Origin of the sequence: Botryobacter ruber (assembly GCF_003347595.2) — a bacterium.
Taxonomy (GTDB): Bacteria; Bacteroidota; Bacteroidia; order Cytophagales; family Hymenobacteraceae; genus Pontibacter; species Pontibacter ruber_A.
Window position 1 is genome coordinate 360,479 of sequence record NZ_QCZK02000024.1, and the last position, 25,671, is coordinate 386,149.

The window sequence follows — 25,671 nt, forward strand, 5'->3', positions numbered from 1 at the left end:
CATCTAAAAATATCTTGAAAGCCAGCTGCTGCCTGCAGGCCGGGGCCAGGCAGCTTTCAGCTCGTCGTATTTATTTACCAAGGTATCGAAGTAGAGCGAGTCTTTCGTTATCACGCCCTCCGATACTTTTTCTTTCAGTTCATTCAGGGCTACGGTTAGCACCTCGTTGCCGTTTTTGAAGACCAGCGTTGTACGGTCGAAGAAGGAAACCTTGAAGTGTTTTTCCAACTCCCGCACAAAATTAACAGATGCATCGATAGAGCATCCGCTGGCAGATGCGGCGCTTTCGTTGTTGGCCAGCACCAGGAACTGATTGTGCAGTAATGCTGCTGATGCTTCCAGCCCTTTTCCGTGGCTACTCCATTCAGTAGCAAAACGTTCCAGCATCGGTTTTATTTCGGCCTGTTCTGCCTCTGTTAACGGGCGGTTTGCCTGGTAAATCCAGAGGCGTGCATGCGGCGGCAATTCATCAAACGGAATATACATTGTAATAGGTTAATCTAATTTTAAAAAAATCGTGTACGCGTTGCACATTTACAACTGGTACGTAATTTACAGATATTTTTTTGAGTTAGAGAGTTTGGAGTTAGAAAGGTAGAAAGGTAGAAAAGTAGGGATTTTGTAGGGGTTGAAGATTTTCAACCCTTTACTTGATAAAAACTTTTCTGCGCCTGCCACCATTGCCTCTGCTGCTTGTCTGAACCGCTGATTTTTGTGATTATTTGTTTGAATTTGGATTCGTCAGATTATTGGATTAACAGGATTTTTTTGTCTGAACAAGATTAAGAAGATTTAAGGAATAACAGGATTGGGTTTGTTTGTGGTTCGTGCAGGAGACGCGAGCATCGCATCTCTACAGCCGTACCCTTAATTTTTCTACCGCTCTACCTTTCTACCTCCCAAACTCTCTACCTCTTAAACTCTCCAACTCCCAAACTCTCTAACTTTCTAACTCCTAAACTTTCTAACTCCTAAACTTTCTAACTCCTAAACTTTCTAACTCCTAAACTTTCTAACTCCTAAACTTTCCCCAGTCCTTCGGCCTGGGCAATCAGTTCGGCGATATCGAATACCTGCACCTTTTCTTCCTGCTCTTTTATTTTCACGCCGTCCGTCATCATGACCATGCAGAAGGGGCAGGCGGTGGCAATAATGCTGTTGTCGTTGCCCAGGGTGGCCAGGGCTTCTTCGGTCCGCTCGATGTTGACGTCTTTTTTGCCGGGTTCGGGCTCTTTAAACATCTGGGCGCCACCTGCACCGCAGCACAGGCCGTTGGCGCGGCTGCGTTTCATCTCTACCAGGTCGGCGTCGAGCACGGCCAGCACGTCGCGGGGCGCTTCGTAAATGTCGTTGGCGCGGCCCAGGTAGCAGGAATCGTGGAAGGTGATGCGGCGACCTTTAAATTCCTCCCCTCCTGCCACACGCACTTTGCCCTCGTTTATGAGCTGCTGCAGGAAAGTGGAATGGTGTATTACTTCGTAAACACCGCCCAGATCGGGGTACTCGTTTTTAAGGGTGTTGAAGCAGTGCGGACAGGCAGTTACGATCTTCTTTACATTATAAGCATTGAGCACCTCGATGTTGGAAATGGCCTGCATCTGGAAGAGGAACTCGTTTCCGGCACGTTTGGCCGGATCGCCAGTGCAGCTTTCTTCTGTTCCGAGTACGGCGTATTTTATGCCCACATGCTCCAGTATCTGCACAAAGGCACGCGTGACACGCTTGTACCGGTCGTCGAAGGCACCGGCACAGCCCACCCAAAACAGGATTTCGGGTTCTTCGCCGTTGGCCGCCAGTTGCGCCATGGTAGGTACTTTAACTAATCTTTTATTTTCCATTCAGAATGAGCGTTCCAGGGTTTGCTGATGTTGTGATTGAATTTTTTGTAGCCCAGGGGTTTGAAGGCAAAACCTGACGTAAACTTTTTATCAACGAAAAGTTATGCCTCCGTAAAATTGCCGGCAAAGGCTGCAGCTACAAGAAATACAAATAATATTTTACTTTATATTTAAAAATCTTCTTCCAAATCTTGGTTTCAAGCAAAAATGCTAGCTGTTAACCGGCACATAGAGTTCATCGGCCCAGTTAAACCGGTCGGATGGCGAGAAGGCCCAGGGCGCGCCGTTGTTCTCGATGTTGGTGAACATGGCATTAAGCGAGGCCGGGGCAGCAGACTCCTCCAGCACCAGGTAGCGACGCAGATCCATGATGGTAGAAAGCTGGTCGATGTTAACCGGGCACGATTCGGTGCAGGCATTGCAGGTGGTGCAGGCCCAAAGCTCTTCCGGTGTGATATAGCCCCGCAGCAGCGTCTTTTCTTCGGTTACTGCCACCCGCTCCACGCCCAGCTCTTTGTAATGATTCGGCGCGAAAATAGCCGGGTGCTCCCCTTTTTCTTCCATCCGGTCACGGGTATCCATGATGATCTTACGCGGCGAAAGCAGCTTGCCGGTAATGTTAGCCGGGCAGACAGAGGTACAGCGGCCGCACTCGGTGCAGGTGTAGGCATCCATCAGCTGCTTCCAGGTCAGGTCTTCCACATCTTTGGCGCCGAAGCGCTCGATTACCGGGTTCCCTTCGGCATCTGTTTTGGGTGCAGGCGGCTGGTAGCTGGGATCCAACATGGCTTTTATCTCGTGCGTGATGGCAGGATTGGTGGTAAATTTTCCTTTGGGCAACAGCTTGGAGTAATACACATTCGGGAAGGCCATGATGATGTGGAAGTGCTTGGAGCTGGGCAGGTAGTTCAGAAAAGCCAGGATTCCCAGGATGTGGAACCACCAGCCAATTTTAGCGATCACATACAGCTGCCCCGGATCGTTGCCAAACGCATCCACAAACAAATGACTGACCGGGTAAGCTCCTACCACTTCGCCGCCTGCCAGCAACACGCGTTTCATGTCGGCGATGTTGAAAACGAACAGCGCCAGCATCAGCACGATTTCGGTGATCAGGATCACATTGGCATCCAGCTTGGGCCAGGCGCGCATTTCCACACCGTTCCATAGTCGCGGCAGTTTGGTTACGTTTCGCCGCCAGAGGAAGATAGCACAGGCAATGATCACCAGCGCTGCCAGTATCTCGTTTATCGCCATCAGGCCACTGTAAAGCGGGCCGACAAACCCCAGCACCCGGTGCGTGCCAAAGATGCCGTCGATGAGTATCTCCAGCACTTCGATATTGATCACGATAAAGCCCACGTACACGAACAGGTGCAGCACGGCGGCCAGCGGACGTTTAAACATTTTCTGCTGCCCAAAGGCAACGAGCAGCATTTTGTTCATTCGCTCCGAAGGGTTATCCAGCAGCTCCGTATCGCGCCCCAGCAGCACGTTTTTTCGAATTTTCCGGACTTGCCAGATAAACAGGCCAATACCCAGCACCGCCACTAGCAGGAAGACAATATTCTCTATTCCTATCACGACAAGTTATTCGTTATGCATACAGTTTACAATAAATATAGCCTAATCTACAGAATAAAGCCATAAAACAGATTTTTTAAATTTTTTTGGCGATAATGTTTGCCAGTTAAAAGTTAGTTGCTACTTTTGCATACCCTTTCGGAACAAGGGAAAACAATTGAGCTGGTGATGTAGCTCAGTTGGTAGAGCAAAGGACTGAAAATCCTTGTGTCGTTGGTTCGATTCCAATCATCACCACTGAAACCCTCGCCTTAACCGGTGAGGGTTTTTTGTTTTTGTACCGCTTTATTCCTGACAGCATTCCAAACAAGGTTATGAAGCAGTACTCTGGCTGTGAAAAAAAGTTGTTGACGTTGTCCCTCATCCACCACCTGTTTTTTTCATAGCAGCAGCGGCAATGGTGGCAGGGGCAGCAGCATATACTGTGCTAATTTTTTAATGTGCCAATGCCTGCATCATCAAATCGGTGGACTATGGAAGCGATAGTTCCTGTTCATACAAAGCAGCAGTGGCTGTGGAGGCAGGTGCAGCAAATAAGGTTGGCGGCTCCATAACCCGCTGCATCCTTCCGGAATGTTTATTACATGCCTCACAGCCTGCATTTCAGTATCAAAAAAAGACTTACCTACAGTAATTACGAAGCTCCGGCAGAGCAGCCGAATACCCCAGTTTGTAGGCTTCGCTGAAGTGCATGCAGGCCAGGTGCTGTTGTTCCTGCTCTTTTTCGGTGCGGCCAAGGAGGTAAAAGACACGACCGTTGGTAGGATCGGCAGCCAGCACCCGCTTGTAGTCGGCCTCCGAGAGGTTAAAAGTTCCTTTTATATAATACCCAAAGCCCCGGTAAGTTAAGGCTGTTGTCCATGCCTCCCCGCCCTGGCTATGTTTGAGAAACGTTGTTAAGTCAGTGATAGCCGCTTCTGTTTTCCCGAGATAAAACAGCCTTACCTCACCCCGGTCCAGGTAGGCAGCGTAGAGGGTGCTGTCGGTGGAAATGGCCTGTGTAAGATCGCGCTCTGCCAGTTTGTACTGCGAGAGCTGCTTGTAACATTTCCCCCGCATATAATAGGTGTAAGCCGGCACTGTATCCTGCAAAGCGATGGCCTGGTTAATATCCTGGAGCGCGGCTTTAAAATTTTCGTACACGTTCATCTCCAGGCCGGCCCTTGCCAGGTACACTTCCGGGCGCTTCGGCATGAAATGGATGGCATCGTTGAGCAGGCTATGGGCGTTGCTATATTTGCCTTGTTCTATATAGGTTAACGCTGTTTTATATTTATCTTCGCCTGTAATGTGGTCCATTACCAGCTTGAGCAGCAGGCTGAAAAGCAGGATGCCGCCAATCAGGGCCAGCGTAATGTACAGGTCTTTCCGGGAGAAGCGGTTCCGGTTTACCGGGATGCTCTGGTAATACCGTTCCGACACCGAAGCAGGCGGCCTGGTCTGGCGGTAGCGGGGATTGTAGTAAGCCTGTTGTTGCTGCATCATGCGCCGGCGCTCGCGCTGGTACTGCAGTTTCAGGTCGTACATGGCGCGCTTGTTTGCGTTCGAGAGCGTCTGGTAAGCCGTGTTAATCAATTTAAACTGCTCCTCGGCAAGCACATTGCCCGGATTTTTATCCGGATGATACTTGAGCGCAAGGCGTTTATATGCCAGCTTTACTTCCTGCGATGTAGCTGTAGCGCCTATGCCTAATACGGTATAGAAATTAATATCCAAGGATGCCAGTATACAAAATATAAATCAAACTGCTGCCAAATTCGTTCGAGATACTGCAATATCCGTACTACAATCAAACTTGCAAACTTTGCGTAAATTATACAGTTTATACGCGTATACAGAAAAAGCAATATAAAAAGCCTGACACTATGGTAAATAAAGACAACGGAACACGGGAAAAAAATCCTAACCTGATGGAGAACCTGATGGGCTACATCGATACCCGCATCGATATTATCCGGCTCGAGATCCAGGAAAAGCTAAAAGGAGCCTTTGTAGGAATTGTACATGGTATTTTACTCGGCTTTTTTGCTTTTATGAGCGTTATTTTTGTTAGTATTTTTCTGGGTCTGCTCCTTAACCACCTCCTCGACAGTACCTTTTGGGGTTTTGGCATCATAGCACTTCTTTATGTCATTATCCTGGTTGTACTGGTAGTTGGTCTTGATAAAAAGGTGTTTAATAATATTGCTGACAAGACATTTGATAATACGATTTATAAGACTGATAAAAGAGAAAAATCGATATGAGCGAGTTAAAAAACCCCCTGTTTGACAACGAGCGTGATCTCCTGGAACGGCAGAAAGAAGAATACAAAAATGCCCTGATGGGCGACGTGGCACAGCTAAAAACACAGTCGCAGGAAATTGGCAAGAAAGTAGCCATTGCCGGCGGTGTGCTGATGGCCGGCCTGCTGTTATCGCGGATGTTTGGCGGCAGCAAAAAAAAAAGTAAAAAACTAACGAAAGAAGGTCCTTCCGCCGTACCTGTCGGCTACATTCCTCCCATACCTCCCGAAGCCGGATACCAGCACTACAACCCGCTGGTGCATGAGCAGGCACAGGGTTATAATATGCCCCCGGAAGCGATCCACTACGCACCGCCTCACCAGGGCCAGCACACCGGCGTTGCCAAATCCTTTATGAATTCGGAACTGGTGCAGATGCTGACAAGCCAGCTGGCAGCGCTGCTAATGGTGTACCTCACAAAAAAGGTAGAGGAATATTTAAACAGTGTATCTAAAAATCCCGATATTGCGCCTATACCCATCGTGGTAAGTGATACTGAAGCGACAGAATATTATCCGGAAGAGGATGCCCTTTGAGAAATTTCACATAAAACATACGTATGAACCAGGCAGGAAGTATTTTGCGGTACTGCTCGATCCGGACAATGTGGATGACAGCTCCTGCCTTCAGTTGCTTGCTTTAAGTGAGGCCAACCCAATAGATTTCTTTTTTATTGGCGGCAGCCTGCTCACCACCGACAACCAGGCCCAGGTAATCAGGCTGATCAAATCGAGTACCGATGTGCCTGTTATCCTTTTCCCGGGCAACAGCCTGCATATCGACACGCAGGCCGACGGTATATTGCTGCTTTCACTTATCTCGGGTCGTAACCCGGACTTCCTGATCGGGCAGCATGTGCTCTCGGCGCCCATATTAAAAGCCAGCAAGTTAGCCATTTACCCGACCGGCTATATGCTGGTTGACTCCGGGCGCCAGACTACCGTTTCGTACATGAGCGGCACCACGCCTATTCCGTATGATAAACCGGCCATTGCGGCCTGCACGGCTATGGCCGGCGAGCTGCTGGGCCTGCAGTACATTTACATGGATGGCGGCAGCGGCGCACGTGAACCTATAAGTGCAGAAATGATAGCGGCTGTACGGGCAGCTGTTGACATTCCGATAATAGTGGGTGGCGGCATTAACACAGCAGAGAAAGCACAAGCAGCTTTAACAGCCGGTGCAGATGTGATTGTGGTAGGTAACCACATAGAAAAAAACCCCGGCTTTTTAGCCGAGGTTTCTCAGATTGTCTCTTCTTTTAATCAGGTAGTACCTTAAGCGCTGGTAGCCGATTCGCGGCGGCGCATTTTACCGGCAGGTATACCAAACATCATTTTAAAGCGACGGCAGAAGTACGCAGTGTCTTTGTAGCCTACGTCTTTGCCAATTTCACGAATACTCTTCTTGGTAGTGCGAAGCAGGAATACGGCACGCTCCATGCGCTGGTACTCGATGTAGTCCTGCGGATTGATGCCGGTCAGCATTTTGAAATACTGGCCTACATAATCTTCAGAAACGTTTGCCACATTAGACAGCACCTTGTTGGAAAGGTCGCCGCCGATGTTCTCTTTAATGTAGTTAAAGAGGTCGATCAGGCGCGGATCTTTGAAGTAGGTGCTGTTTGTTGCCAGCTGCTCCACGAACATCTTGTTACGCAGGATGTGGCGGATAATCTCTACAACAATGTTTTCGGTGTAGATGCTGATTAAACGCTCCTTGCCCGGCAGGTCCTGCATAGACTCTTCCACAACTTTGATAACCAGGTTGGCCAGCTTGTTGTTGTTAGAGATCAGGAAAGCCGGCAGATCCAGCGATGCAAAGAAGTTAACCGAGTCGAATACTTTCGCTTCGAAGCTAACGTAGCTGTGGCTGTCTTCGGCATCTCCAATCAGATCCAGATCGTTGTTTGCTTTAAAGAATTTCTCCCTGTTGGTGATAAGGTCGTCGTTCGTAATGCTTCGGCCTTCGCCGGAACCATACGTAATTCTTGTACTGCGACCTCCCGGAACAAACAGAAGCTCCCCTTCTTCTACCATTTGTTCCTCTTTACCAAAAAAGATGCTTCCTTTATGAAGCAGGATCAGATTGTTGCCGACATCGTAGAAGTTGCGCACCGTAAACGGTTGTTGCAACACCAGATTTTTAGCTTTAATGAATCGCACCCCAAGCGACTCAATAATCTTATTGTAATCTTCCATTTTGTGTTACCAACTAACTTTTATACTAATAAACCCTTTTATTTGGCCTAAAGCTAAGGTTTATCTTCATAAAATTCAAATTATATTTAAAAAATAAATTTTAATTCAAAAAACCATATCTAGGCGTAATGCAGCCCAAAAACAAAGTTTTAACAACGTTGTTACTTGAGCAATTCTCTTGAAATTACAATTTTCTGTATTTCAGAGGTCCCCTCGTAGATCTGCGTGATTTTTGCATCGCGCATCAACCTCTCCACATGATATTCTTTCACATACCCATACCCTCCATGAATTTGTACAGCTTCTATAGTTGTTTCCATTGCCACCTTTGAGGCAAACAGTTTTGCCATTGCTCCGGATGTTGTGTAATCCTGGTGCGAATCTTTATGACTTGCCGCTTTAAAGCATAACAAACGAGCGGCCTCAATGTTTGTAGCCATATCCGCTAATTTAAACTGTATGGCCTGGTGCTTTGCAATCTCCACTCCAAAGGCCTTTCGTTCTTTTGAATAGTTGAGGGCAAGCTCGTAGGCACCGGAAGCTATGCCGAGCGCCTGAGCTGCTATTCCTATTCGTCCGCCTGCCAGGGTAGCCATGGCAAATTTAAAGCCGAAGCCATCCTCTCCTATCCTGTTTTCTTTCGGCACCTTTACGTCGGTAAACATTAAAGAGTGCGTATCGGAACCGCGTATCCCCAGCTTGTTTTCTTTGGTGCCTACCACAAAACCGTCCGAATCGCGCTCTACAATAAACGCATTAATGCCATGCGAGCCTTTCTCGGGATGCGTTTGCGCCATCACCAAATACACCGAGGCTGTACCTCCGTTCGTGATCCAGTTCTTGGTGCCGTTCAGCAGGTAATAGTCGCCCATGTCTTCGGCTGTAGTATGCTGCGAGGTGGCATCTGAACCAGCCTCCGGTTCCGATAAGCAGAAGGCGCCGATAACCTCGCCTGTTGCCAGCCGGGTCAGGTACTTTTGCTTTTGCGCTTCGGTTCCGTATTTCTCGAGCCCCCAGCACACCAGCGAATTGTTTACCGACATTACAACAGCAGCAGAAGCATCTACTTTGGAGATCTCCTCCATGGCCAGCACATACGAAATGGTATCCATGCCGCCGCCGTTATACTTCGGGTCCACCATCATTCCCAGAAAGCCAAGCTGCCCCATCTTACGGACCTGCTCCGCCGGAAACTTCTGGTGCTCATCTCGCTCTATAACGCCAGGTAAAAGCTCTGTCCGGGCAAACTCACGGGCAGCATCCTGTACTGCCAAGTGCTCTTCTGTAAGTTGATAGTTCATACCTGTTTAGCGTTAAGCGTCGGGTGAGTAGACTTCTACGAAAGCAAAACTATGAATTTTTATATTAGTAACGTACTTTCTACGTAAATTTATTATGCACGCCTACTAAAAAATTTTAAAAAAATTAAAAACTGCCACACAAAAATACAACAGTACCTTTAATAGGCTTCGTTCAGCTGTTTTAAAACAGGCCCTCAGGCAGCAGAAACGGCCTTTTGGGCACAACAGAAAAAATACTTAGTGATTTATACGGATACTGGCAAAAAGTTATATCTATGCTGCTGTTTTTCTGCTGTTGCCGTCCGGGCAAGGCTGTGGTAAAAGTGGCTGCAAAAAAATTTAAGCCATCAAACAAAATGGTTCAGGACATACTGCTTTGGCAGCAGCAGCCAGAAGGTTAACCATCAAACCTTTACCGCCACCCGCCGCTGAAGTGCAGCAGCGGCTGTGGTGGCAGGAGCAGAATACTTTTTACAGATACACAGCCGATTCATAGGCACTATTTAATTCTGCTGCACCAGCCACCACAGCCTCTGCTCAAAATTGTGGAAGCAGGTTTACGATAGTATGACAACTTATTTACCCAGGAAGGGCTTAAAAAAAATGCCCGGCAAGTACGCCAGGCATTTTGTCTGTATTCTAAATGTATCGTTTATTTTGATTTAGTCACGCCGCCCGAGCAGCAACGATGCGTAGTAAAGCAGTGTGGCCAGCGAGCCCAGTGCCGCCACCACATAGGTTAAGGCAGCCCATTTCAGGGCATCTTTAGACAGGCCGTACTCCTGCTGCGTTACAATGTTGTTGTTCCTGATCCAGGCCAGCGCTCGCTTACTTGCGTCAAACTCTACAGGCAAGGTCACAAAGCTGAAGATGGTGGTAAGCGCGAACAGCGATACACCTATCGCCAGTGGCACCGGCGTAGACTGCAGCATGAAAATACCGATCAGGATAATCCACTGCATGTAACGGGAGGCAATGCTCAGTGCAGGCACCATGGCCGAACGGAACTTCAGGAAGCTGTACGCTTTGGCATGTTGCACAGCGTGGCCACATTCGTGCGCGGCTACCGCTGCGGCGGCGGCACTGCGCGCTTCATACACGTATTCGCTCAGGTTTACCGTTTTATCGGCCGGGTTGTAATGGTCCGTTAAACGGCCTGCCACCGAAATTACCCGCACATCGGTAATGCCATGGTCGGCCAGCATCATTTCCGCTATCTCGCGGCCCGTGTGACCGGACTGCAGCGGAATTTCGGAGTATTTTTGAAATTTACTTTTCAATCGCCAGCTAACCAGCATACTGGCCAGCATAAATACGATGACTATTATATATATTCCAGGCATAGCTATACTTATTTAGTTTCTTGGTTCTCTATTTTCTTTACGATATTGGTTGTAGAATAGCCTTTTACCAGCGGCACAGTTTTTACTTCGCCTCCCCTGCCTAAAACGATTTCGTGCCCCACAATATTTTCGACACTATAATCGTCGCCTTTTACTAAAATATCAGGTTGCACGGCTTTTATAAGCTCGAGGGGTGTGTCCTGGTCGAAAAGCACTACCGCATCCACAAACAATAAGGATGCCATGACGCGTGCCCGTGACATTTCGTCCTGAAGCGGGCGGCTCGGACCTTTTATACGGCTAATGGAGCAGTCTGTGTTGAGTCCTAAGACTAATTTATCGCCAAGTTGTCGTGCTTTCTCCAGGTAATCGACGTGGCCCAGGTGCAGCAGATCGAAGCAACCGTTGGTAAAAACAATTTTAAGGCCCTGGCGGCGCCAGGTTTGCAGCAGTTCCTGCAGTTGGGGGAGGGTTAGAATTTTATCCTTTGAGTTCATGTGTTTGTGCTTTTGCATCTACAGCCTGTGCCACAGCGCTTGTACGCGGCCGCAGCATAGTTGCCATAAAGCTAAGCACTCCCATCAGAACAACCAAAAGCGTTTGCGAAGTATGGGCCAGCAGCGCATAAGCCATGCCTGCTTCTTTGGGCACACCATACAGCAACAGGGTAGTTTGCACAGCCAGATGATACACCCCTATACCACCCTGAACAGGCGCTGCCATCCCTAAACTGCCAATCACCAAAACAGATAAGCCGGCAGAGAATGAAAGACCGGAGGTAGCAGGCAGCGCATACAGCACCACGAGGCTCATGAAATAGAACATCACCCACACAAATACGGAATGGCTCCAGAAAGCAAACTGCTTATCTACTTTTGTAATACTGAAAATTCCCTGCAGCATTCCTTTTATAAAAGAAACAACACGTATAAAATAACTGTTGCGGCGCAGTTTGTTCAGAAACAGGAGTATCAGCACAGCCACTGCCACCACACCGGCCAGCAACAGGCTGCCAAATACGTACAGCGTACTGAGGCCCTGTTCCACACTATTGTACTTCTCGGTAAAGGAACTGAAAAAGAAATCGCGGAGGCGGTCGAACTCGAAGAGCAGCGTTAAGCCCAAAGCCCCCAGCAGCATGAGCATGTCGATAAAACGTTCCGCGATCACCGTTCCAAAACCGGTATTTACAGGCAGGTTATCAGTACGTTTCAGGACACTGCACCGCACCACTTCCCCCATCCGGGGCAGCACCAGGTTGGCAAGGTAACCTATCATCATGGCATGGTAGGTATTGGCCAAGGACGGCTGGTAACCCGTTGGTTTTATCTGCAACTGCCAGCGGTAGGCCCTGCTTACATAAGCCACCACTCCCATTACCAGCGAAACGATGATCCAGAAGTAGTTGGCATGCTTGAATTCGGCCCACATTCTTTCAAAGTCGAGTTCTCTGAGGGCATACCACATCAGAAAAACAGATACCCCCAGAAAGGAAATATACTTTAAAACAGAAAGCAGTTTGTTCATGCAGAAAAGCTATACCAGGCGGTTGTGCTGGTCGGGGAAAATTAAGGTTGGCTTGTGTGTTTTAGCGTCTTCGAACCGGATAGAACAATAGGAGATAACAATAACAATATCGCCCACCTGCACTTTGCGGGCAGCAGGCCCGTTTAAACATACCGTGCCTGTACTTCTTTCGCCTTTGATAACGTACGTCTCGAACCGCTCGCCGTTGTTAATATTAACAATCTGTACTTTTTCATTCTCCACGATGTTGGCCGCATCCATCAGGTCCTCATCAATGGTAATGCTACCCACATAATGAAGCTCGGCCTGCGTAACCTTACACCGGTGAATTTTGGATTTTAAAACCTCGATTTGCATGGTTTGGTAAAATAAAAGCGCAAAGTTATAGAATAAGCCGGACATTCACTATTAAAGGAAACGCAAGGCTCTTGTACAAGCTAAACAAACTACACTTCCTTTAAATTCACAAGCAGGTTATCGATAAGCCTTACCGGCCCTACATAGGCCGCAATGCAAAGCGCTACTTCCGGCAATGCCAGTACATCCGTTACGGGTTGCATGGTTTTTGGATTGGCAATTTCAAAGTATTCCAGCTTTACCTGGTCTACCTGCTGCAGCGCACGGGCCACCTCTTCTTTTATTTCCGCAACGGATTTGCTGTGCAACTGTGCTTTCGCCAGCTGCAGTACCTTGTACAGGTTCACGGCCAGCTTGCGCTGCTCCGGGTCAAGCCTTTTGTTCCGCGACGACATCGCCAGCCCATCCTGCTCCCGCACTGTGGGGTAACATACCAGTTCCAGATCAAAACTCAGCGCCTGCACTATCTGCCGCACAATGGCCACCTGCTGCAGATCCTTTTGCCCGAAGTAGGCCCTGTGCGGCTGCACCAGGTTAAAAAACTTACTTACTACCGTCGCAACGCCACTAAAATGGCCCGGGCGGTGCTTTCCTTCCATCACGCCCTCCAGCTCTCCGAAACTAAATCGGAGCGGCGACTGTTCCGGATAAATATCCAATACTTCAGGCACAAACAGGTAGTCGCAGGCTACTGAGTTCAGTAATGCTATATCCTGTTCTAATGCGCGGGGATAGAGCTTATAGTCATCGGAGTTGTTAAACTGTATCGGATTGATAAAGATGCTACAAACAGTAATATCATTTTCTTGTGCGGCGGCACGCAGCAGTTGCAGGTGCCCCTCATGCAAAGCACCCATAGTAGGTACAAAGCCGATGCTTTTTCCACTGCAACGAAGTGCCTGTACAACTGCCCGGAGGGAATTCCCCTTCTCAATAACTTCCATGTGAGCGGATTTTTCTAAATTTTAAACCGGTGAAGGCCGACAAAAGTAACTTATAGCCGAAAAAATTGAAAATTAGAAAAATTTTGACTAATTTTGCACGTCCCATTACTATTGCGTTTTAATTTTAATATCATATCCATGTCCAAATTGCGAATCTTATACATTGCCACCGAAATCCTTCCATTTTTACAGACTACCAAGGTAGCAGAGTTTTTGCAGACCTTACCACAGGGTATGCAGGAACGAGGGATGGAAATCCGCATTTTTGTTCCAAGATTCGGCTTAATTAACGAGCGTAAAAACCGATTGCATGAGGTTGTGCGTCTTTCTGGTATTAACATAGCCGTTGGAGATGATGAAAAACCACTTGTAATCAAAGTAGCTTCAATTCCGAATGCTAAGTTACAGGTTTATTTTATTGACAACGAAGACTATTTTCACAGAAAATCCGTTTTTGTTGACAAGAACAATAAATTTCACCAGGATAACGACGAGCGGGCCATCTTCTTCTGCAAAGGAGTACTGGAAACCGTGAAGAAACTTGGCTGGCAACCAGATATTGTACACTGTAATGACTGGATGACGGGCCTTGTTCCCATGTACCTGAAGACTACCTTTAAAAAAGATCCGATATTTAAAGATGCAAAGTCTATCTTTACGGTTTATAACCACGACTACCAGCATAAATTTGGCAGCGATTTGCTGGCAAAGGTAAAAATGCTGGATATTGATGACAGCATGCTGACACACCTGGAGTCTGGTGATATCGACAGCTTTATTAAAATAGGTATGCACTACGCTGACTCTGTTATCAAAACGAATGAGGATTTCAGTGAAAACATAAACGCGCTTTTTACTGATTTTACTCAGACAAACTGCATTAACACCATCAGCGCCGACGACAACTTATTAGATTCTTACTACAACCTGTATAATGAACTTAGCCGTTAGGAGACTTTTTCTTTTCTTCTTTTCTATTACTGCCCTTAGCGCCTGTGACGACCCGAATGAAATTGGACTTGAATTGCAGGAGGGCAACCAAATCGGGACCGAATTTACTGATACAATTACCATCAATACAGGTACTGTACTTTTAAGCGACTCTGTTTCTTCGTTCAAACTTACGCCATCTTTGGTTGGGTATTACGCCGACCCTGTGCTTAACACCCAAACGGCAACGACCTACACTGAGGTTGGAGCAGGCAGCTCTGATCTTACGACGTTAGCCAATGGCACAACCCTGACCCTTGACTCGCTGGTGCTCACCCTCGACTACTCCTTTATTTATGGAGAAAAGTCAGCGGCCTTAACCGTGAGTGTACACGAGTTAACAGAAGGCTTTTCGGAAAGGGGCTCCTATTTCACCAACTCTACGCTCGCATATAAACCAAATCCTGTTGGCTCGACGACGTTTACACCAAGTATTCTCAAAACCAAGGTTACAAACGTAGATTCTGCCGTAGTAGCCAGAATTAAACTGGATGCGGATTTTGCCCAAACCTTACTGGAACAGGCGGGTCAGGAAAGCCTGGCATCGCAGCAGAAGTTTAATAATTTCTTAAAAGGGATCGCCCTTGTTCCGTCTACTGATAATCCGGCCAGTATTGTAGGTTTCAATATGAATTCTACAGCAACAGCCATGCGGTTGTATTATAAGGCAGGCACAGAAGCAACGCAGAAAGTACATGTGTTCAATTTTTCGGGCAGCGACGTCCGAAACTTTTACAGTGTAACAGCAGACCGTGCAGGAACTACCCTTGCCACCCTGGAAGGGAATGGCAGCTTTGTACCTGCTTCTGAAACCGGAAACGAGAGCTTCGTTCAGGCAAATACACAACTACTAACTAAAATTACGTTCCCGCACCTGGATGAATTCAGGGAGAAAAAAGGAAACATTATTATTAACCGTGCAGAGCTGATTTTACCGGTGACGCCTTCTTCAAACAGCACACTGCCGTCGCATCCAGCCTTTGTATTGTATGAAGCGACCAACTCTAACCGCATTAAAAGGAATGCTGCAGGGTTGCCTTTAGCCGTACAGCAGGAAGGAACCTATAACCTGAACTCTACACTTTATCCTGCAACGGTAGCCTATAACGCCAGTAAAAACCACTATCGCCTGAACATGACTTCTTTTGTTCAGGGGATTATCTACGGCAACAAAGAGAATACAGGACTGCTGTTATCATCAGGCAACGCAAGTGTTGTATCCGGTAGCCAGGTTAGCGAACGCCAGGTAACGCCGGAGCCACGTCCTTATAGAACCATCATTAGTAACACAGCCGCAGAGCCTGTAAAACTGCTTATCTATTACTCAAAACTAAATTAACACTGTTTCTGACAGGTGCTGTTAGGCACCTGTTTTACTAGAAAGACAAATTTATGTGTGGTATTGTTGCTTATGTAGGACACCGCGAAGCATGTCCTATTATTATTAAAGGGCTTAAACGCCTGGAATACCGGGGCTACGACAGTGCCGGTATTGCACTCATGAACGGCGACCTGAATGTATATAAGAAGAAAGGAAAAGTAGCTGATTTAGAAGCCTTTATTTCTGACAAGGATGTACATGGCAATATTGGCATGGGCCATACGCGTTGGGCAACACACGGTGAGCCAAACGATGTAAATGCGCACCCACATTACTCCAGTTCCAGGAATATCGCCATTATCCACAACGGGATCATCGAAAACTATGCAGCCCTGAAAACGCTCTTGATAAGCAAAGGACATACCTTCCAGAGCGAAACGGACTCCGAGGTTTTCATCAACCTGATTGAAGATATCCGGATAAACAACAACTGCACGCTGGTAGAGGCTGTACGCCTGGCGCTGCACGAGGTAGTTGGCGCCTATGCTATTGTAGTGCTTTCAAAAGACGATCCGAACCAGTTGGTAGCAGCCCGCAAAGGAAGCCCGCTGGTGTTAGGCATTGGAAAAGGCGAATACTTCCTGGCATCCGATGCTACACCAATCATTGAGTATACCAACGAAGTGGTGTACCTGAAAGACTACGAGCTGGCAGTTATAAAAGACGGTGAACTCGACATTCGCTCAAAAGAAGATATTAAGCAGACGCCTTATATCCAGCACCTGGAGCTAACACTCGATTCGATTGAAAAGGGTGGTTATGAGCATTTCATGCTGAAGGAAATATTTGAGCAGCCACGCTCAATCATGGACAGCATGAGAGGCAGAATGATTGTGGAAAGCAATCATTTGATGATGGGCGGTATTCGCGAGTTTGAAAACAAATTTGCGAATGCAGAGCGTATCCTGATTGTAGCCTGTGGTACCTCGTGGCATGCCGGTCTGGTAGCCGAATACCTGATCGAAGATTTTGCCCGCATTCCGGTTGAGGTGGAGTATGCTTCCGAATTCCGTTACCGCAACCCGATTGTTCGGGAGCGGGATATTGTAATTGCCATCTCACAGTCCGGCGAAACTGCTGATACGTTAGCGGCCATCGAGCTTGCCAAATCAAAAGGGGCCACCATTTTTGGTATTTGCAACGTGGTTGGTTCTTCTATTGCCAGAGCTACCGATGCAGGCGCCTATACACACGCAGGTCCTGAAATTGGTGTGGCCAGTACCAAAGCCTTTACAGCCCAGGTTACGGTGCTGACACTGATCTCGATGATTATCGGCAGCAAGCGTGGTACGCTTGAAACATCTAAGCTGCACCAGTTGATGGCTGAGCTGGAAAATATACCAGCCAAAGTAGAGCAGGCGCTTGCGCTGGATGAGCAGATCAAACGTATTGCAGCGCAGTACCAGGATGCTACTAACTTTATCTATTTAGGACGTGGCTACAATTATCCTGTTGCACTGGAAGGTGCGCTGAAGCTGAAAGAGATATCCTACATTCACGCTGAAGGCTATCCTGCAGCTGAAATGAAGCACGGCCCGATTGCCCTGATAGACGAGCAGATGCCTGTGGTGGTAATCGCCACGAAAGATAGCTCGTACGAAAAAATTGTTTCGAACATCCAGGAAGTGCGGGCACGTAAAGGAAAAGTAATTGCGGTTGTTACAGAAGGTGATACCACCATTCCAACCATGGCTGACCACGTGATAGAGGTGCCGGAAACAAGCGAACACCTGGCGCCCTTGCTGTCTGTTATCCCACTGCAGTTGCTTTCTTACCACATTGCCGTAATGCGCGGATGTAACGTAGACCAGCCCCGTAACCTGGCAAAATCAGTTACAGTTGAATAAGAAGAGTAACTAAAGCTATAGCGAAGCGGCTGTTCCGGTTATACGGGGCAGCCGCTTTTGCTTTTATCATTCCGCTACAATTTCTCCCATAGAAGAGCTGCAGCGGCTATGGTGACGGGAGCAGCATAACAATAACTGCTAAAATGTGCGGTTAAGCCAGTGTAAATGTTGCTGCACCTGCCACCATAGCCACAGCACAAGCCAACTTATGCAGGCAGCGCAGAGACTATGGTAACAGCTGCAGAAACATTCCAAACGGAGAAGCGGCGCAAAACATGCAGTTAAAAAGTCTCCGACTTCAGGGCCTTTGTCTTTAGCAGCGGACAAATTTTGTAGCGCTCTTCCCGAGTGTCGTTGTACACCGCCTCCAGTACTTTACAAACCGTTTGCAAGCCCAGTTGGTTTGCCCACTCAAAAGGCCCCTTCGGATAATTTGTGCCGAGTTTCATGCTTAAATCTACGTGGGAGCTGCTTGCGGTTTTTTCCTGCACAGTGTAACAGGCCTCGTTGATGATCATACAAATAATACGGGGCGTCACCATTCCTACCCGGTCCTCAACCAGTAAAATGTCAGTACCCAACTGCTTACATATTGTCCCAAGTTCCTCCTCATCGGCAGCGTAAAGCAGGCTCACCTCTAACACCGGACGGTTGAAAAGCGTAGGCAGGCCATTGAAGCCAAACAAGGTGCAGGAGAAATCCTGCGCAGCAGCTACCGAAGCGAGTTGTACCAGCACGGCATTCACGAAAACCGTGAGGTGACTGTAGCCGGCATACACCCGAAGCTGCTCAGGATTCTCTGTCAGCAAGAAATCGAATACCACATCCGTCTGCTCCAGGTGTGGCGGAAGTTCCCCGTGCTTTTGCAGATAAACTGGCTGTAGCCCGGCTTCCTTGTCAGCAAACTTAGCTTTGAATTCTGCAGCCATTTCAGGTGGCGCCAAAACAACTATCCGCATATTTCTGTACTTTTGGGATGAAAGATTCAAAACAAACTATACATTATGGCACATACCATCATCAACTCATCTAACGCTCCTGCTCCTATCGGGCCTTATAGCCAGGCAACCATGGCTAACGGTGTTCTTTATGTTTCCGGTCAGATAGCCCTTGATCCGCAAAGCGGCGACTTAGTGAACGCGGACATCGAAACCGAAACGCACCAGGTTATGAAAAACCTGAAAGCCATTTTAGAAGAGGCCGGTCTTGGTTTTGAGCATGTGCTGAAGTGCAGCATCTTTGTAAAAGACTTAAATAATTTCGGACGAATCAACACCACCTACGGCAGCTACTTTACCAGCAACCCGCCTGCCCGCGAAACAGTAGAGGTGAGCCGTCTGCCCAAAGATGTAAACGTAGAAATCTCCTGTATCGCTGCGAAATAGGTAGCTACAGTGCTAAACAGCGCAGCAGCACCTGCAACATTCCGCAGGCATGCTGCGCTGTTTGTAACCCGTCAGCCACTCCAGATGCTGTTCCTGCGCCTCAAATGTTTTCTCCCGACGAGGAACTGCCTGCCGCCGGTAGCCCTTCTGTAGCTTCCTCGTCGCCGTAGACTTCTTTGTCGTGTTTGCCGGGTTCTGCGTTTACGGCCGTATGCCCTACCTCCATCTCCTGCCGTACAAACCGCACGGCGTAATCGGAAGGATAAATGTTGTGCCCGTACTTACGGGAATAGACAAACGTAAAAACTGCTCCGAAAAAAATGATCTGCGAAGTAAAAAACACCCAGGTCAGGATAACGATTACGGAGCCCGCCGCCCCATAAATAGACCCCACATCGCTTTTGCCCAGGTACATCCCGATAATGACCCTAGCCAGGGAAAAAAGCAGTGCCGTTACCAGCGCCCCCACCCACACATCGCGCCACTTTATTTTGGCATCGGGCAGGTACTTGTAAATACTGGCAAACATGAACGAGATAATTACCAGGTTGAGCAGGAAGTTGGCGCCATGCAGCACATACACCACCCAACCCGAAAAGCGCACCGTCAGGTAATCGCCTACCACCACCAGCAGGGTGTTGGCCAGCAACGACACGAGCAGGAGAATCGCCATCGCCAGGATCATCCCGAACGAAAGCACACGGTCGAACAGGAGCTTCAGGTAGGCGCGTTTCGGGTTTGGCCGCACGCACCATATTTCGTTTAAGGAATCCTGCAGCGAAATAAAAACACCGGTCGCCGCCACAAACAGCATTACTACCCCAACTATGGTGGCAAAGTTCATGTCGGTGAAGTAGTTCACGTTCTCCACCATTTTCTGCACCTCGTAGGCTCCTTCCGAGCCTATCATTTCTTTAATCTGGTAGTAAATTTCGCCGGAAACGGCCCGCTCTCCAAAAACATAACCTGCCGCATTAATAATGATGATCAGCATGGGAGGCAACGCAAAGATGGTATAATACGCCAGGGCAGCACCTTTCTGGAAAGAGTTGTTATCCACAAACTCCATGGATGTTTCCTTTAGCAGGAGCCAGATGGTAGTATGTACGTGCTTGATGGGCATTAACGGCAGCTTTTTATACACAGGTGTACTTTGACAGATACGAAATCCGCTGATTATGTTTGTACCTGTACTGCCTTCTGCACAGGCTTTACCAGAATGCCACACGCTGCAATTACGGAAACGTAACATTATTTTGTAACTTTAGGGCAGAATTAGAAAAGCTTTGTTCAGATAACCATTCATGGAAAGAGAAGTTAGAGTACGCTTTGCCCCGAGCCCGACCGGGCCTCTCCATATTGGCGGCGTTCGCACTGCCTTATACAACTACCTGCTTGCCAAAAAAGTGGGCGGTAAAATGATTTTACGCATCGAGGATACAGACCAGAACCGCTTTGTGCCCGGTGCTGAAGATTATATTCTGGAGTCGCTGAAGTGGTGCGGCATTGAGCTGGATGAGAGTCCGGTGGTGGGTGGACCCTATGCGCCGTACCGCCAGTCGGAGCGCAAGCCCATGTACATGCAGTATGCCATGCAACTGATTGAGAGCGGCCACGCCTACTATGCTTTCGATACAGCGGAGGAGCTGGATGCCATGCGGGAGCGCCTGAAAGCGGCCAAAGTAGCTACGCCACAGTACAACTCCATCACCCGCAACACCATGCGCAACTCCCTCACCCTGCCCGAGGACGAGGTGAAGCAGCTCCTGGATTCGGGAGCGCCGTATGTGATCCGCCTGAAGGTGCCGCGCAAAGAGGAAATCCGCCTGAAAGACCTGATCCGGGGTTGGGTAATGGTACACTCTTCTGCCATCGACGACAAAGTGCTGATGAAATCGGACGGCATGCCGACGTACCACCTGGCCAATATCGTAGACGACCACCTGATGCAGATCACGCACGTGATCCGGGGTGAGGAATGGCTGCCATCGGCGCCGCTGCATGTGCTGCTGTACCGCTACCTGGGCTGGGAAGACACCATGCCCGAGTTTGCGCACCTGCCCCTGCTCCTCAAGCCCGACGGCAACGGCAAACTGAGCAAGCGCGACGGCGACAAACTGGGTTTCCCGGTGTTCCCGCTGCGCTGGACCGATCCGTTTACAGGCGAAGTGTCGAGCGGCTACCGCGAGAGCGGCTATTTGCCGGAAGCTTTTGTGAACTTCCTCGCTTTCCTGGGCTGGAACCCGGGCACGCAGCAGGAGCTGTTTACCATGGATGAGCTGGCCGATGAGTTTACCATTGAACGTATCGGCAAGTCCGGTACCCGTTTCGATATTCAGAAAGCCCGTTGGTTTAATGAGCAGTACCTGCGCGCCAAACCCGATGCCGAGCTGGCAAAGTACCTGCTGGCTGCCCTGGAGGAGCACAACATTTCCTGCACCCAGGAAAAAGCAGAAAAGATTGCCGGTCTGATGAAAGAACGTGTAAGCTTCCCGCAGGAGTTCTGGCGCGAGGCGTCTTATTTCTTTGTGGCGCCAACGGAGTATAACGAGAAGGTAGCAACCAAAAAATGGAACAGCCAGGCCGTGGCCGTATTCGAAGATTTTAAAAACGAGCTGCCAGCGCTGCAGAACTTCAATGCCGACAGCGTAAAAGAACTGCTGCTGGGCATCCTGGAGCGCCACAACATGAAAATTGGTCAGGTAATGCAGGCGCTTCGTTTAGCTGTAACAGGCGCCGAAGCTGGTCCGGACCTGATGCAGATCATCGAAGTAATTGGCAAGGAAGAAACTGTTTCGCGTATCGGAACAGCCATCGAAAAGTTAAGTCAATACGCGACAGCATAAGCTATCGCTTACTATTCAGGAAAGGCTGATCCGGGAAACGGGTTAGCCTTTTTTGCTTTTACAAGCCATAAAAAAGTTCTCTGCAGCTACCACCACAGCCGCTGTGCCACATCAGACAGGGCATTAGCAGTTCAACGCCGCAACTTATTTCGTGCTTTTTCCTTATAACTAGGTAGCATACAAATAAAGAGAACTATGGCTAAGAATAAAAAAGAAGGAAAAAGCTCCAAAAAGCCCAAAGTACACAAAGATTTGGAAGGCTTCGAAATAAAGGTAAACCCGCAAGGCGAGATCATCACGAACTACAGCATCGATAAAATAAATGAGTTCCTGAACAAAAACGTGGAAGACAAAAAGCTCATGAAGCGCGATGCGGCTGAGAAAGCAAAACGGGAGGAAGAAGAGGCTTATCATATAGAGGAGACAGAAGAAGTAGAAGAGACAGATGAAGATTTTGTAAAGAATACAAATGCTGTTTCTGACGATGAAGATGATCTTCCTATCAAAAAGAAGCGAAAAAAGGGCGACGATGACGATGATGACGACGATGAGCTCGATGATGAAGACGATGACGATCTGAAATAACAAAGCGCCTGAGAAAAAGGAATAGCACCTCCAACGGGAAAAGGATGAACGACTGGAACCAGGTCTTTCATCCTTTTCTGTTTCCAGGCCTTAGGAGCAGCGGCTGTGGTGGCAGCTGCAGCAGACTTTTTTGGACCACAGATTTACCGGATTAAAGGATGACACGGATGTTTTAGTACCGGATAGCAAGCGGTTTATACCAAACAGTATTTACTCAGTTCCATAAAACTACTCCTCCTTTGTCATCCCTGTAGGGACCTTGTGGGCTTTAAATTGGGCCCCTACCCCAAACTGCAATCAAGCTAGCTACTGGAGGTCGTGTAATGGAAGATCCTTTTTACTATTTGGTATAATTTACCAGCTACAAAACTTGCCCCCTTTCTTCAATAAATGTATTTTGCTCTTACAACCTTTCTATCAACAGAACTATGAGAAACTCACACGAAATCGACTACAAAATTTTTGGCAACGACATACAGGTGCTGGAGATTGAGCTGGACCCAAACGAAACAGTAATTGCCGAAGCAGGCGCCATGGTGTACATGGAAGAAGGCATCGATTTCCAGACGAAGATGGGCGATGGCTCCAACCCGAACCAGGGCTTTTTTGGCAAGCTGGCCTCCGTTGGCAGTCGCCTGATTACCGGCGAGTCGCTGTTTATGACGCACTTTACGCACCGGGGCTATGGCAAGAGCCGCGTGGCCTTTTCAGCTCCGTACCCGGGTACCATCCTGCCCATCGACCTGAAGGAAGTATACACCAACAGCCTGATTGTGCAGAAAGATGCGTTTCTGGCAGCAGCGCTGGGCACGAAAGTAACCATGCATTTTAACCAGAAGCTCGGTTCGGGCCTGTTTGGCGGCGAAGGTTTCATCCTGCAGAAGCTGTCCGGCGACGGACTGGCCTTTATCCACGCGGGCGGCACTATTGTAGAAAAGCAACTCAACAACCAGACGCTCCGCGTAGACACGGGCTGTGTAGTTGCCTTTGAACCAGGTATTGATTTCAGTGTGCAACGCGCCGGCGGGTTGAAATCCATGATATTTGGCGGGGAAGGACTTTTCCTGGCTACGCTACGCGGCACGGGCCGGGTGTGGCTGCAGTCTATGCCGGTGAAGAAGCTGATTGAGGCACTGATGCCGCAGGGCGAGAACCAGAACAAGGAAGGCGGCTTTATGAGCTCTTTCCTGGAGTAGCAGCTTTAGAAGCAACAGCACCAGCAGGTGCATTAAAGTGTCTCCCGCCACAGCCTGTCCTCCCGGATGTGGCGGGAGCGACTGTTTACTTTGCCATTCCCCTCGAAGGAGATGGCACGGGCGGAGGAAATGTAGTCAGCAGGTTTGGGCAGAACAGCAGTATTTACGCCGAACCGCCTGCCTTTGTGCAGGTTAATCACACTGTGCTCGTCCTGGAGCGTGAGCCGGGCACTGTTGCTGATGCTGATGTAGCCGCCTTTCTGCACCGAGATACGCCCGCTGTCATACAAAGTCACCAAGGCACTGTCCGGTACGACCAACGTACCGCCTTTATTTACAGTGATGGTATAGTTTGCCACGTTTGCGTTTCGGAGTTCGAGCACGCCGCCATCGTTTACCGCGATGCCCTGCCACGGCTGAGCCGTAAACGGCTGCACCTGCCCCCCATCCAGCACCAGTTTCCCACCAGCGTTAACGGTTATGCCCGCTTGCAAAGGCATTGCCAGGCTACAGGTCAGGTGCAGCGAGCCTCCCTGCTCCACCACAATATCCTGGTACATGCGCATCCGGAAGCTCCAGCTTTCTTCTTTTGTAATGCTATACGGTACCGGAGCATAGGCTTCCTGAATGTACTTCTGCACACTGCCCATCACGGAAGCACGATGCATCACGCCTGCCTGCATAGGCGAAATGTAAGTGTAGTTATCCGGACCGAAAGACATTAAGTTGTTCGTTATTTTATCGGTAGCAGATGCACCTGCCGCGACCACCCAACCCTGGTTCAGGTGCGGACAATTGCTGTTTCCGGCACTGCCATAGATATCTTCCAGGTAATCGGGCGGATAGCAGTGCCTGCCGCTGAACGTATGATCCAACTCTAAAATATGCCCCAGTTCGTGTGCCAGTACCGTGACGGAGCGATAGCCCGCGTGATGCTTCAGCATTACGGCATAAGCATCGTCAGTCGGCAGAAAGTCGAAACTTGTAAAGCCGTTTGCTCCCGTTGTTAACACAGCTTCTGCCGTCGCACCACTACCTCCTCCGCCTTCTATGGCAACAGTCGCAACAGGATGATTAAACATTCCCGGGCTTAACACCTGTATTTCCGTCACCTGCCCATCTACCACTACAGCCTTAGCTGTTGCACCATACGCAGGAACAGGAGAGGAAATGGTGACTGCAGGAGGAGCCTCCGCTGTGTAGCCTGAACCACCGTTTGTAACGTTTATCTTGCTCAGCTTTACCTGGTAAGAACCGTCTGTAAACAAGATATTCAGCTGCCTGGTGCGTTCCGGATCAGTGGCTTTAACTTTATCCATCAGCTTTTTGGCATCACAACTTTGGTAGAGTGCATCGTCCTGGTAAAAATAAATGCGCTCCTGCCCCGGTGACCCCAGGTCGAACCGGAAACGGGTGTCGTTGTCTGGCAAAGCAGCAGGAAACCCAGGTATGGGATCGGTGGGGGCTATAACATCGCCGAATATCTGGTTTAAGCGGGTAATCCAGCTTAGCAGGTGCTCTTTGTCTGACTCCTGAAAATTACCCTGCCCGTTTGCAGGCTGAAAAATATTGAAATTCAGTTCAATGGTTTTGATGGGCGCATTGTGCAGCGGGAAGTCACCTCCTTTGGGTACCCAGTTTTTCAGATCTCTGTAAAAGTTGTAAGCAGTCCCGGTTTGGCGGCAATGGCTGTAAGCCGGTGGGGCAACCTGTGCGGTAAGGGAATAGGTACTGAAACAAAGCAGCAGAAACAGGATAAGTTTTTTCATGATCAAACATTTTCCAGATGCAATCTTTTTCTGAGTCAGGCGATCCTGATTAACTAAAACAGACAGCTGGCACAGCGGCCTTTCCTCAACTAACTGTGTAAACTCAAAAAGCATGCCCGTTGCGCTCCTGCCAGTAATACGCACCCTGCAACGTAGCTGCTGTTTGATTCTCCGAGACTATCCCCTTGAGGGGATTATAGGGGTGTAAAGCTCGGAGGTAAAACGTCTAAAATTATGTTCTCAGAGTTTATTCGCAGCTGTAAACACCCCTCTCGCTCCCCTCAAGGGGAGA

The 25,671-nt window shown here is 48.7% G+C and carries 25 protein-coding genes and 1 tRNA gene; 12 read left to right on the top strand and 14 right to left on the bottom strand.

Going from position 1 to position 25,671, the window contains the following annotated elements; genetic code table 11:
* Window positions 1–3: 3 nt before the first annotated feature.
* The 3 genes from DCW36_RS06860 to DCW36_RS06870 form a co-directional block, all read right to left on the bottom strand.
* On the bottom strand, window positions 4–486 hold the full coding sequence (locus DCW36_RS06860) for a hypothetical protein (protein ID WP_114777599.1): 483 nt from the start codon (window positions 484–486) through the stop codon (window positions 4–6).
* A 533-nt stretch (window positions 487–1,019) separates the two neighbouring features.
* Window positions 1,020–1,805, bottom strand: a complete 786-nt coding sequence (locus DCW36_RS06865) for a (Fe-S)-binding protein (RefSeq protein ID WP_114777600.1) — start codon at window positions 1,803–1,805, stop codon at window positions 1,020–1,022.
* A 243-nt stretch (window positions 1,806–2,048) separates the two neighbouring features.
* On the bottom strand, window positions 2,049–3,422 hold the full coding sequence (locus tag DCW36_RS06870) for a 4Fe-4S dicluster domain-containing protein (protein WP_114777601.1): 1,374 nt from the start codon (window positions 3,420–3,422) through the stop codon (window positions 2,049–2,051).
* Between the two features lie 164 nt (window positions 3,423–3,586).
* Here DCW36_RS06870 and DCW36_RS06875 point away from each other — a divergent pair.
* A tRNA-Phe gene (locus DCW36_RS06875) sits at window positions 3,587–3,659 on the top strand.
* Between the two features lie 384 nt (window positions 3,660–4,043).
* On the opposite strand, the gene DCW36_RS06880 is transcribed toward DCW36_RS06875, so the two are convergent.
* Window positions 4,044–5,138, bottom strand: a complete 1,095-nt coding sequence (locus tag DCW36_RS06880) for a J domain-containing protein (protein ID WP_114777602.1) — start codon at window positions 5,136–5,138, stop codon at window positions 4,044–4,046.
* A gap of 149 nt (window positions 5,139–5,287) precedes the next feature.
* On the opposite strand from DCW36_RS06880, the gene DCW36_RS06885 reads away from it, so the two are divergent.
* Genes DCW36_RS06885 through DCW36_RS06895 form a run of 3 tightly spaced genes read left to right on the top strand, consistent with a single transcriptional unit; the run spans window position 5,288 to window position 6,988 of the window.
* A complete protein-coding gene (locus DCW36_RS06885; RefSeq protein ID WP_114777603.1) occupies window positions 5,288–5,668 on the top strand; it encodes a phage holin family protein in 381 nt (126 codons plus the stop codon).
* Window positions 5,665–6,243, top strand: coding sequence for a hypothetical protein (locus DCW36_RS06890; RefSeq protein ID WP_114777604.1), 579 nt, complete (start codon window positions 5,665–5,667; stop codon window positions 6,241–6,243). Before DCW36_RS06885 ends, DCW36_RS06890 begins: the two co-directional genes overlap by 4 nt.
* Window positions 6,233–6,988, top strand: a complete 756-nt coding sequence (locus DCW36_RS06895) for a geranylgeranylglyceryl/heptaprenylglyceryl phosphate synthase (protein ID WP_114777605.1) — start codon at window positions 6,233–6,235, stop codon at window positions 6,986–6,988. Before DCW36_RS06890 ends, DCW36_RS06895 begins: the two co-directional genes overlap by 11 nt.
* Here DCW36_RS06895 and DCW36_RS06900 read toward each other — a convergent pair.
* Window positions 6,985–7,908 carry an AraC family transcriptional regulator gene (locus tag DCW36_RS06900; protein ID WP_114777606.1) on the bottom strand — a complete coding sequence of 308 codons (924 nt, stop codon included), beginning with the start codon at window positions 7,906–7,908 and terminating at the stop codon, window positions 6,985–6,987. The genes DCW36_RS06895 and DCW36_RS06900 overlap by 4 nt on opposite strands.
* 161 nt (window positions 7,909–8,069) lie before the next feature.
* Window positions 8,070–9,209, bottom strand: coding sequence for an acyl-CoA dehydrogenase (locus DCW36_RS06905; protein ID WP_114777607.1), 1,140 nt, complete (start codon window positions 9,207–9,209; stop codon window positions 8,070–8,072).
* A 215-nt stretch (window positions 9,210–9,424) separates the two neighbouring features.
* Between DCW36_RS06905 and DCW36_RS06910 the strand changes: the two genes are divergently transcribed.
* Window positions 9,425–9,610 (top strand): hypothetical protein, encoded by a 186-nt coding sequence (locus DCW36_RS06910; protein WP_125185099.1) that lies wholly within the window; start codon window positions 9,425–9,427, stop codon window positions 9,608–9,610.
* Window positions 9,611–9,871: 261 nt separating this feature from the next.
* Here DCW36_RS06910 and DCW36_RS06915 read toward each other — a convergent pair whose 3' ends face one another.
* From DCW36_RS06915 to panC, 5 genes are all read right to left on the bottom strand, one after another.
* Window positions 9,872–10,552 (bottom strand): zinc metallopeptidase, encoded by a 681-nt coding sequence (locus tag DCW36_RS06915; RefSeq protein WP_114777608.1) that lies wholly within the window; start codon window positions 10,550–10,552, stop codon window positions 9,872–9,874.
* Window positions 10,553–10,560: 8 nt separating this feature from the next.
* Window positions 10,561–11,049 (bottom strand): D-glycero-beta-D-manno-heptose 1-phosphate adenylyltransferase, encoded by a 489-nt coding sequence (gene rfaE2 / locus DCW36_RS06920; protein ID WP_114777609.1) that lies wholly within the window; start codon window positions 11,047–11,049, stop codon window positions 10,561–10,563.
* Entirely contained in the window at window positions 11,033–12,079 is a 1,047-nt protein-coding gene (locus DCW36_RS06925) for a lysylphosphatidylglycerol synthase transmembrane domain-containing protein (RefSeq protein WP_114777610.1), read from the bottom strand. The genes rfaE2 and DCW36_RS06925 overlap by 17 nt, the downstream gene beginning before the upstream one ends.
* 9 nt (window positions 12,080–12,088) lie before the next feature.
* Entirely contained in the window at window positions 12,089–12,436 is a 348-nt protein-coding gene (panD, locus tag DCW36_RS06930; protein ID WP_114777744.1) for an aspartate 1-decarboxylase, read from the bottom strand.
* A gap of 89 nt (window positions 12,437–12,525) precedes the next feature.
* On the bottom strand, window positions 12,526–13,380 hold the full coding sequence (panC, locus tag DCW36_RS06935; RefSeq protein ID WP_114777611.1) for a pantoate--beta-alanine ligase: 855 nt from the start codon (window positions 13,378–13,380) through the stop codon (window positions 12,526–12,528).
* A gap of 138 nt (window positions 13,381–13,518) precedes the next feature.
* Between panC and DCW36_RS06940 the strand changes: the two genes are divergently transcribed.
* From DCW36_RS06940 to glmS, 3 genes are read left to right on the top strand one after another with little or no spacing between them, the layout of a single operon-like run.
* Window positions 13,519–14,331 (top strand): glycogen/starch synthase, encoded by an 813-nt coding sequence (locus tag DCW36_RS06940; RefSeq protein ID WP_114777612.1) that lies wholly within the window; start codon window positions 13,519–13,521, stop codon window positions 14,329–14,331.
* Window positions 14,315–15,709: a DUF4270 family protein gene (locus tag DCW36_RS06945; protein WP_114777613.1), complete on the top strand. Its 1,395-nt coding sequence runs from the start codon at window positions 14,315–14,317 to the stop codon at window positions 15,707–15,709. The genes DCW36_RS06940 and DCW36_RS06945 overlap by 17 nt, the downstream gene beginning before the upstream one ends.
* A 53-nt stretch (window positions 15,710–15,762) precedes the next feature.
* The gene (gene glmS / locus DCW36_RS06950; protein WP_114777614.1) at window positions 15,763–17,598 is read left to right on the top strand and encodes a glutamine--fructose-6-phosphate transaminase (isomerizing); all 1,836 of its coding nucleotides are present in this window, start codon (window positions 15,763–15,765) and stop codon (window positions 17,596–17,598) included.
* A gap of 281 nt (window positions 17,599–17,879) precedes the next feature.
* On the opposite strand, the gene DCW36_RS06955 is transcribed toward glmS, so the two are convergent.
* Window positions 17,880–18,557: a 3-hydroxyacyl-CoA dehydrogenase family protein gene (locus DCW36_RS06955; RefSeq protein WP_114777615.1), complete on the bottom strand. Its 678-nt coding sequence runs from the start codon at window positions 18,555–18,557 to the stop codon at window positions 17,880–17,882.
* Between the two features lie 45 nt (window positions 18,558–18,602).
* Here DCW36_RS06955 and DCW36_RS06960 point away from each other — a divergent pair, with 45 nt between their 5' ends.
* Window positions 18,603–18,983, top strand: coding sequence for a RidA family protein (locus DCW36_RS06960; RefSeq protein WP_114777616.1), 381 nt, complete (start codon window positions 18,603–18,605; stop codon window positions 18,981–18,983).
* Between the two features lie 100 nt (window positions 18,984–19,083).
* Here the strand turns inward: DCW36_RS06960 and DCW36_RS06965 are convergent, their stop codons facing one another.
* The gene (locus DCW36_RS06965) at window positions 19,084–20,106 is read right to left on the bottom strand and encodes a YihY/virulence factor BrkB family protein (protein WP_114777617.1); all 1,023 of its coding nucleotides are present in this window, start codon (window positions 20,104–20,106) and stop codon (window positions 19,084–19,086) included.
* A 181-nt stretch (window positions 20,107–20,287) separates the two neighbouring features.
* Between DCW36_RS06965 and gltX the strand changes: the two genes are divergently transcribed.
* The 3 genes from gltX (at window position 20,288) to DCW36_RS06980 (ending at window position 23,610) form a co-directional block, all read left to right on the top strand.
* The gene (gltX, locus tag DCW36_RS06970; protein WP_114777618.1) at window positions 20,288–21,829 is read left to right on the top strand and encodes a glutamate--tRNA ligase; all 1,542 of its coding nucleotides are present in this window, start codon (window positions 20,288–20,290) and stop codon (window positions 21,827–21,829) included.
* Window positions 21,830–22,024: 195 nt separating this feature from the next.
* A complete protein-coding gene (locus DCW36_RS06975) occupies window positions 22,025–22,414 on the top strand; it encodes a hypothetical protein (RefSeq protein WP_114777619.1) in 390 nt (129 codons plus the stop codon).
* A gap of 428 nt (window positions 22,415–22,842) precedes the next feature.
* Complete coding sequence (locus tag DCW36_RS06980; RefSeq protein ID WP_114777620.1) at window positions 22,843–23,610, top strand: TIGR00266 family protein; 768 nt, start codon at window positions 22,843–22,845, stop codon at window positions 23,608–23,610.
* Between the two features lie 32 nt (window positions 23,611–23,642).
* On the opposite strand, the gene DCW36_RS06985 is transcribed toward DCW36_RS06980, so the two are convergent.
* A complete protein-coding gene (locus tag DCW36_RS06985; RefSeq protein WP_114777621.1) occupies window positions 23,643–25,379 on the bottom strand; it encodes a zinc metalloprotease in 1,737 nt (578 codons plus the stop codon).
* Window positions 25,380–25,671 lie beyond the last annotated feature (292 nt).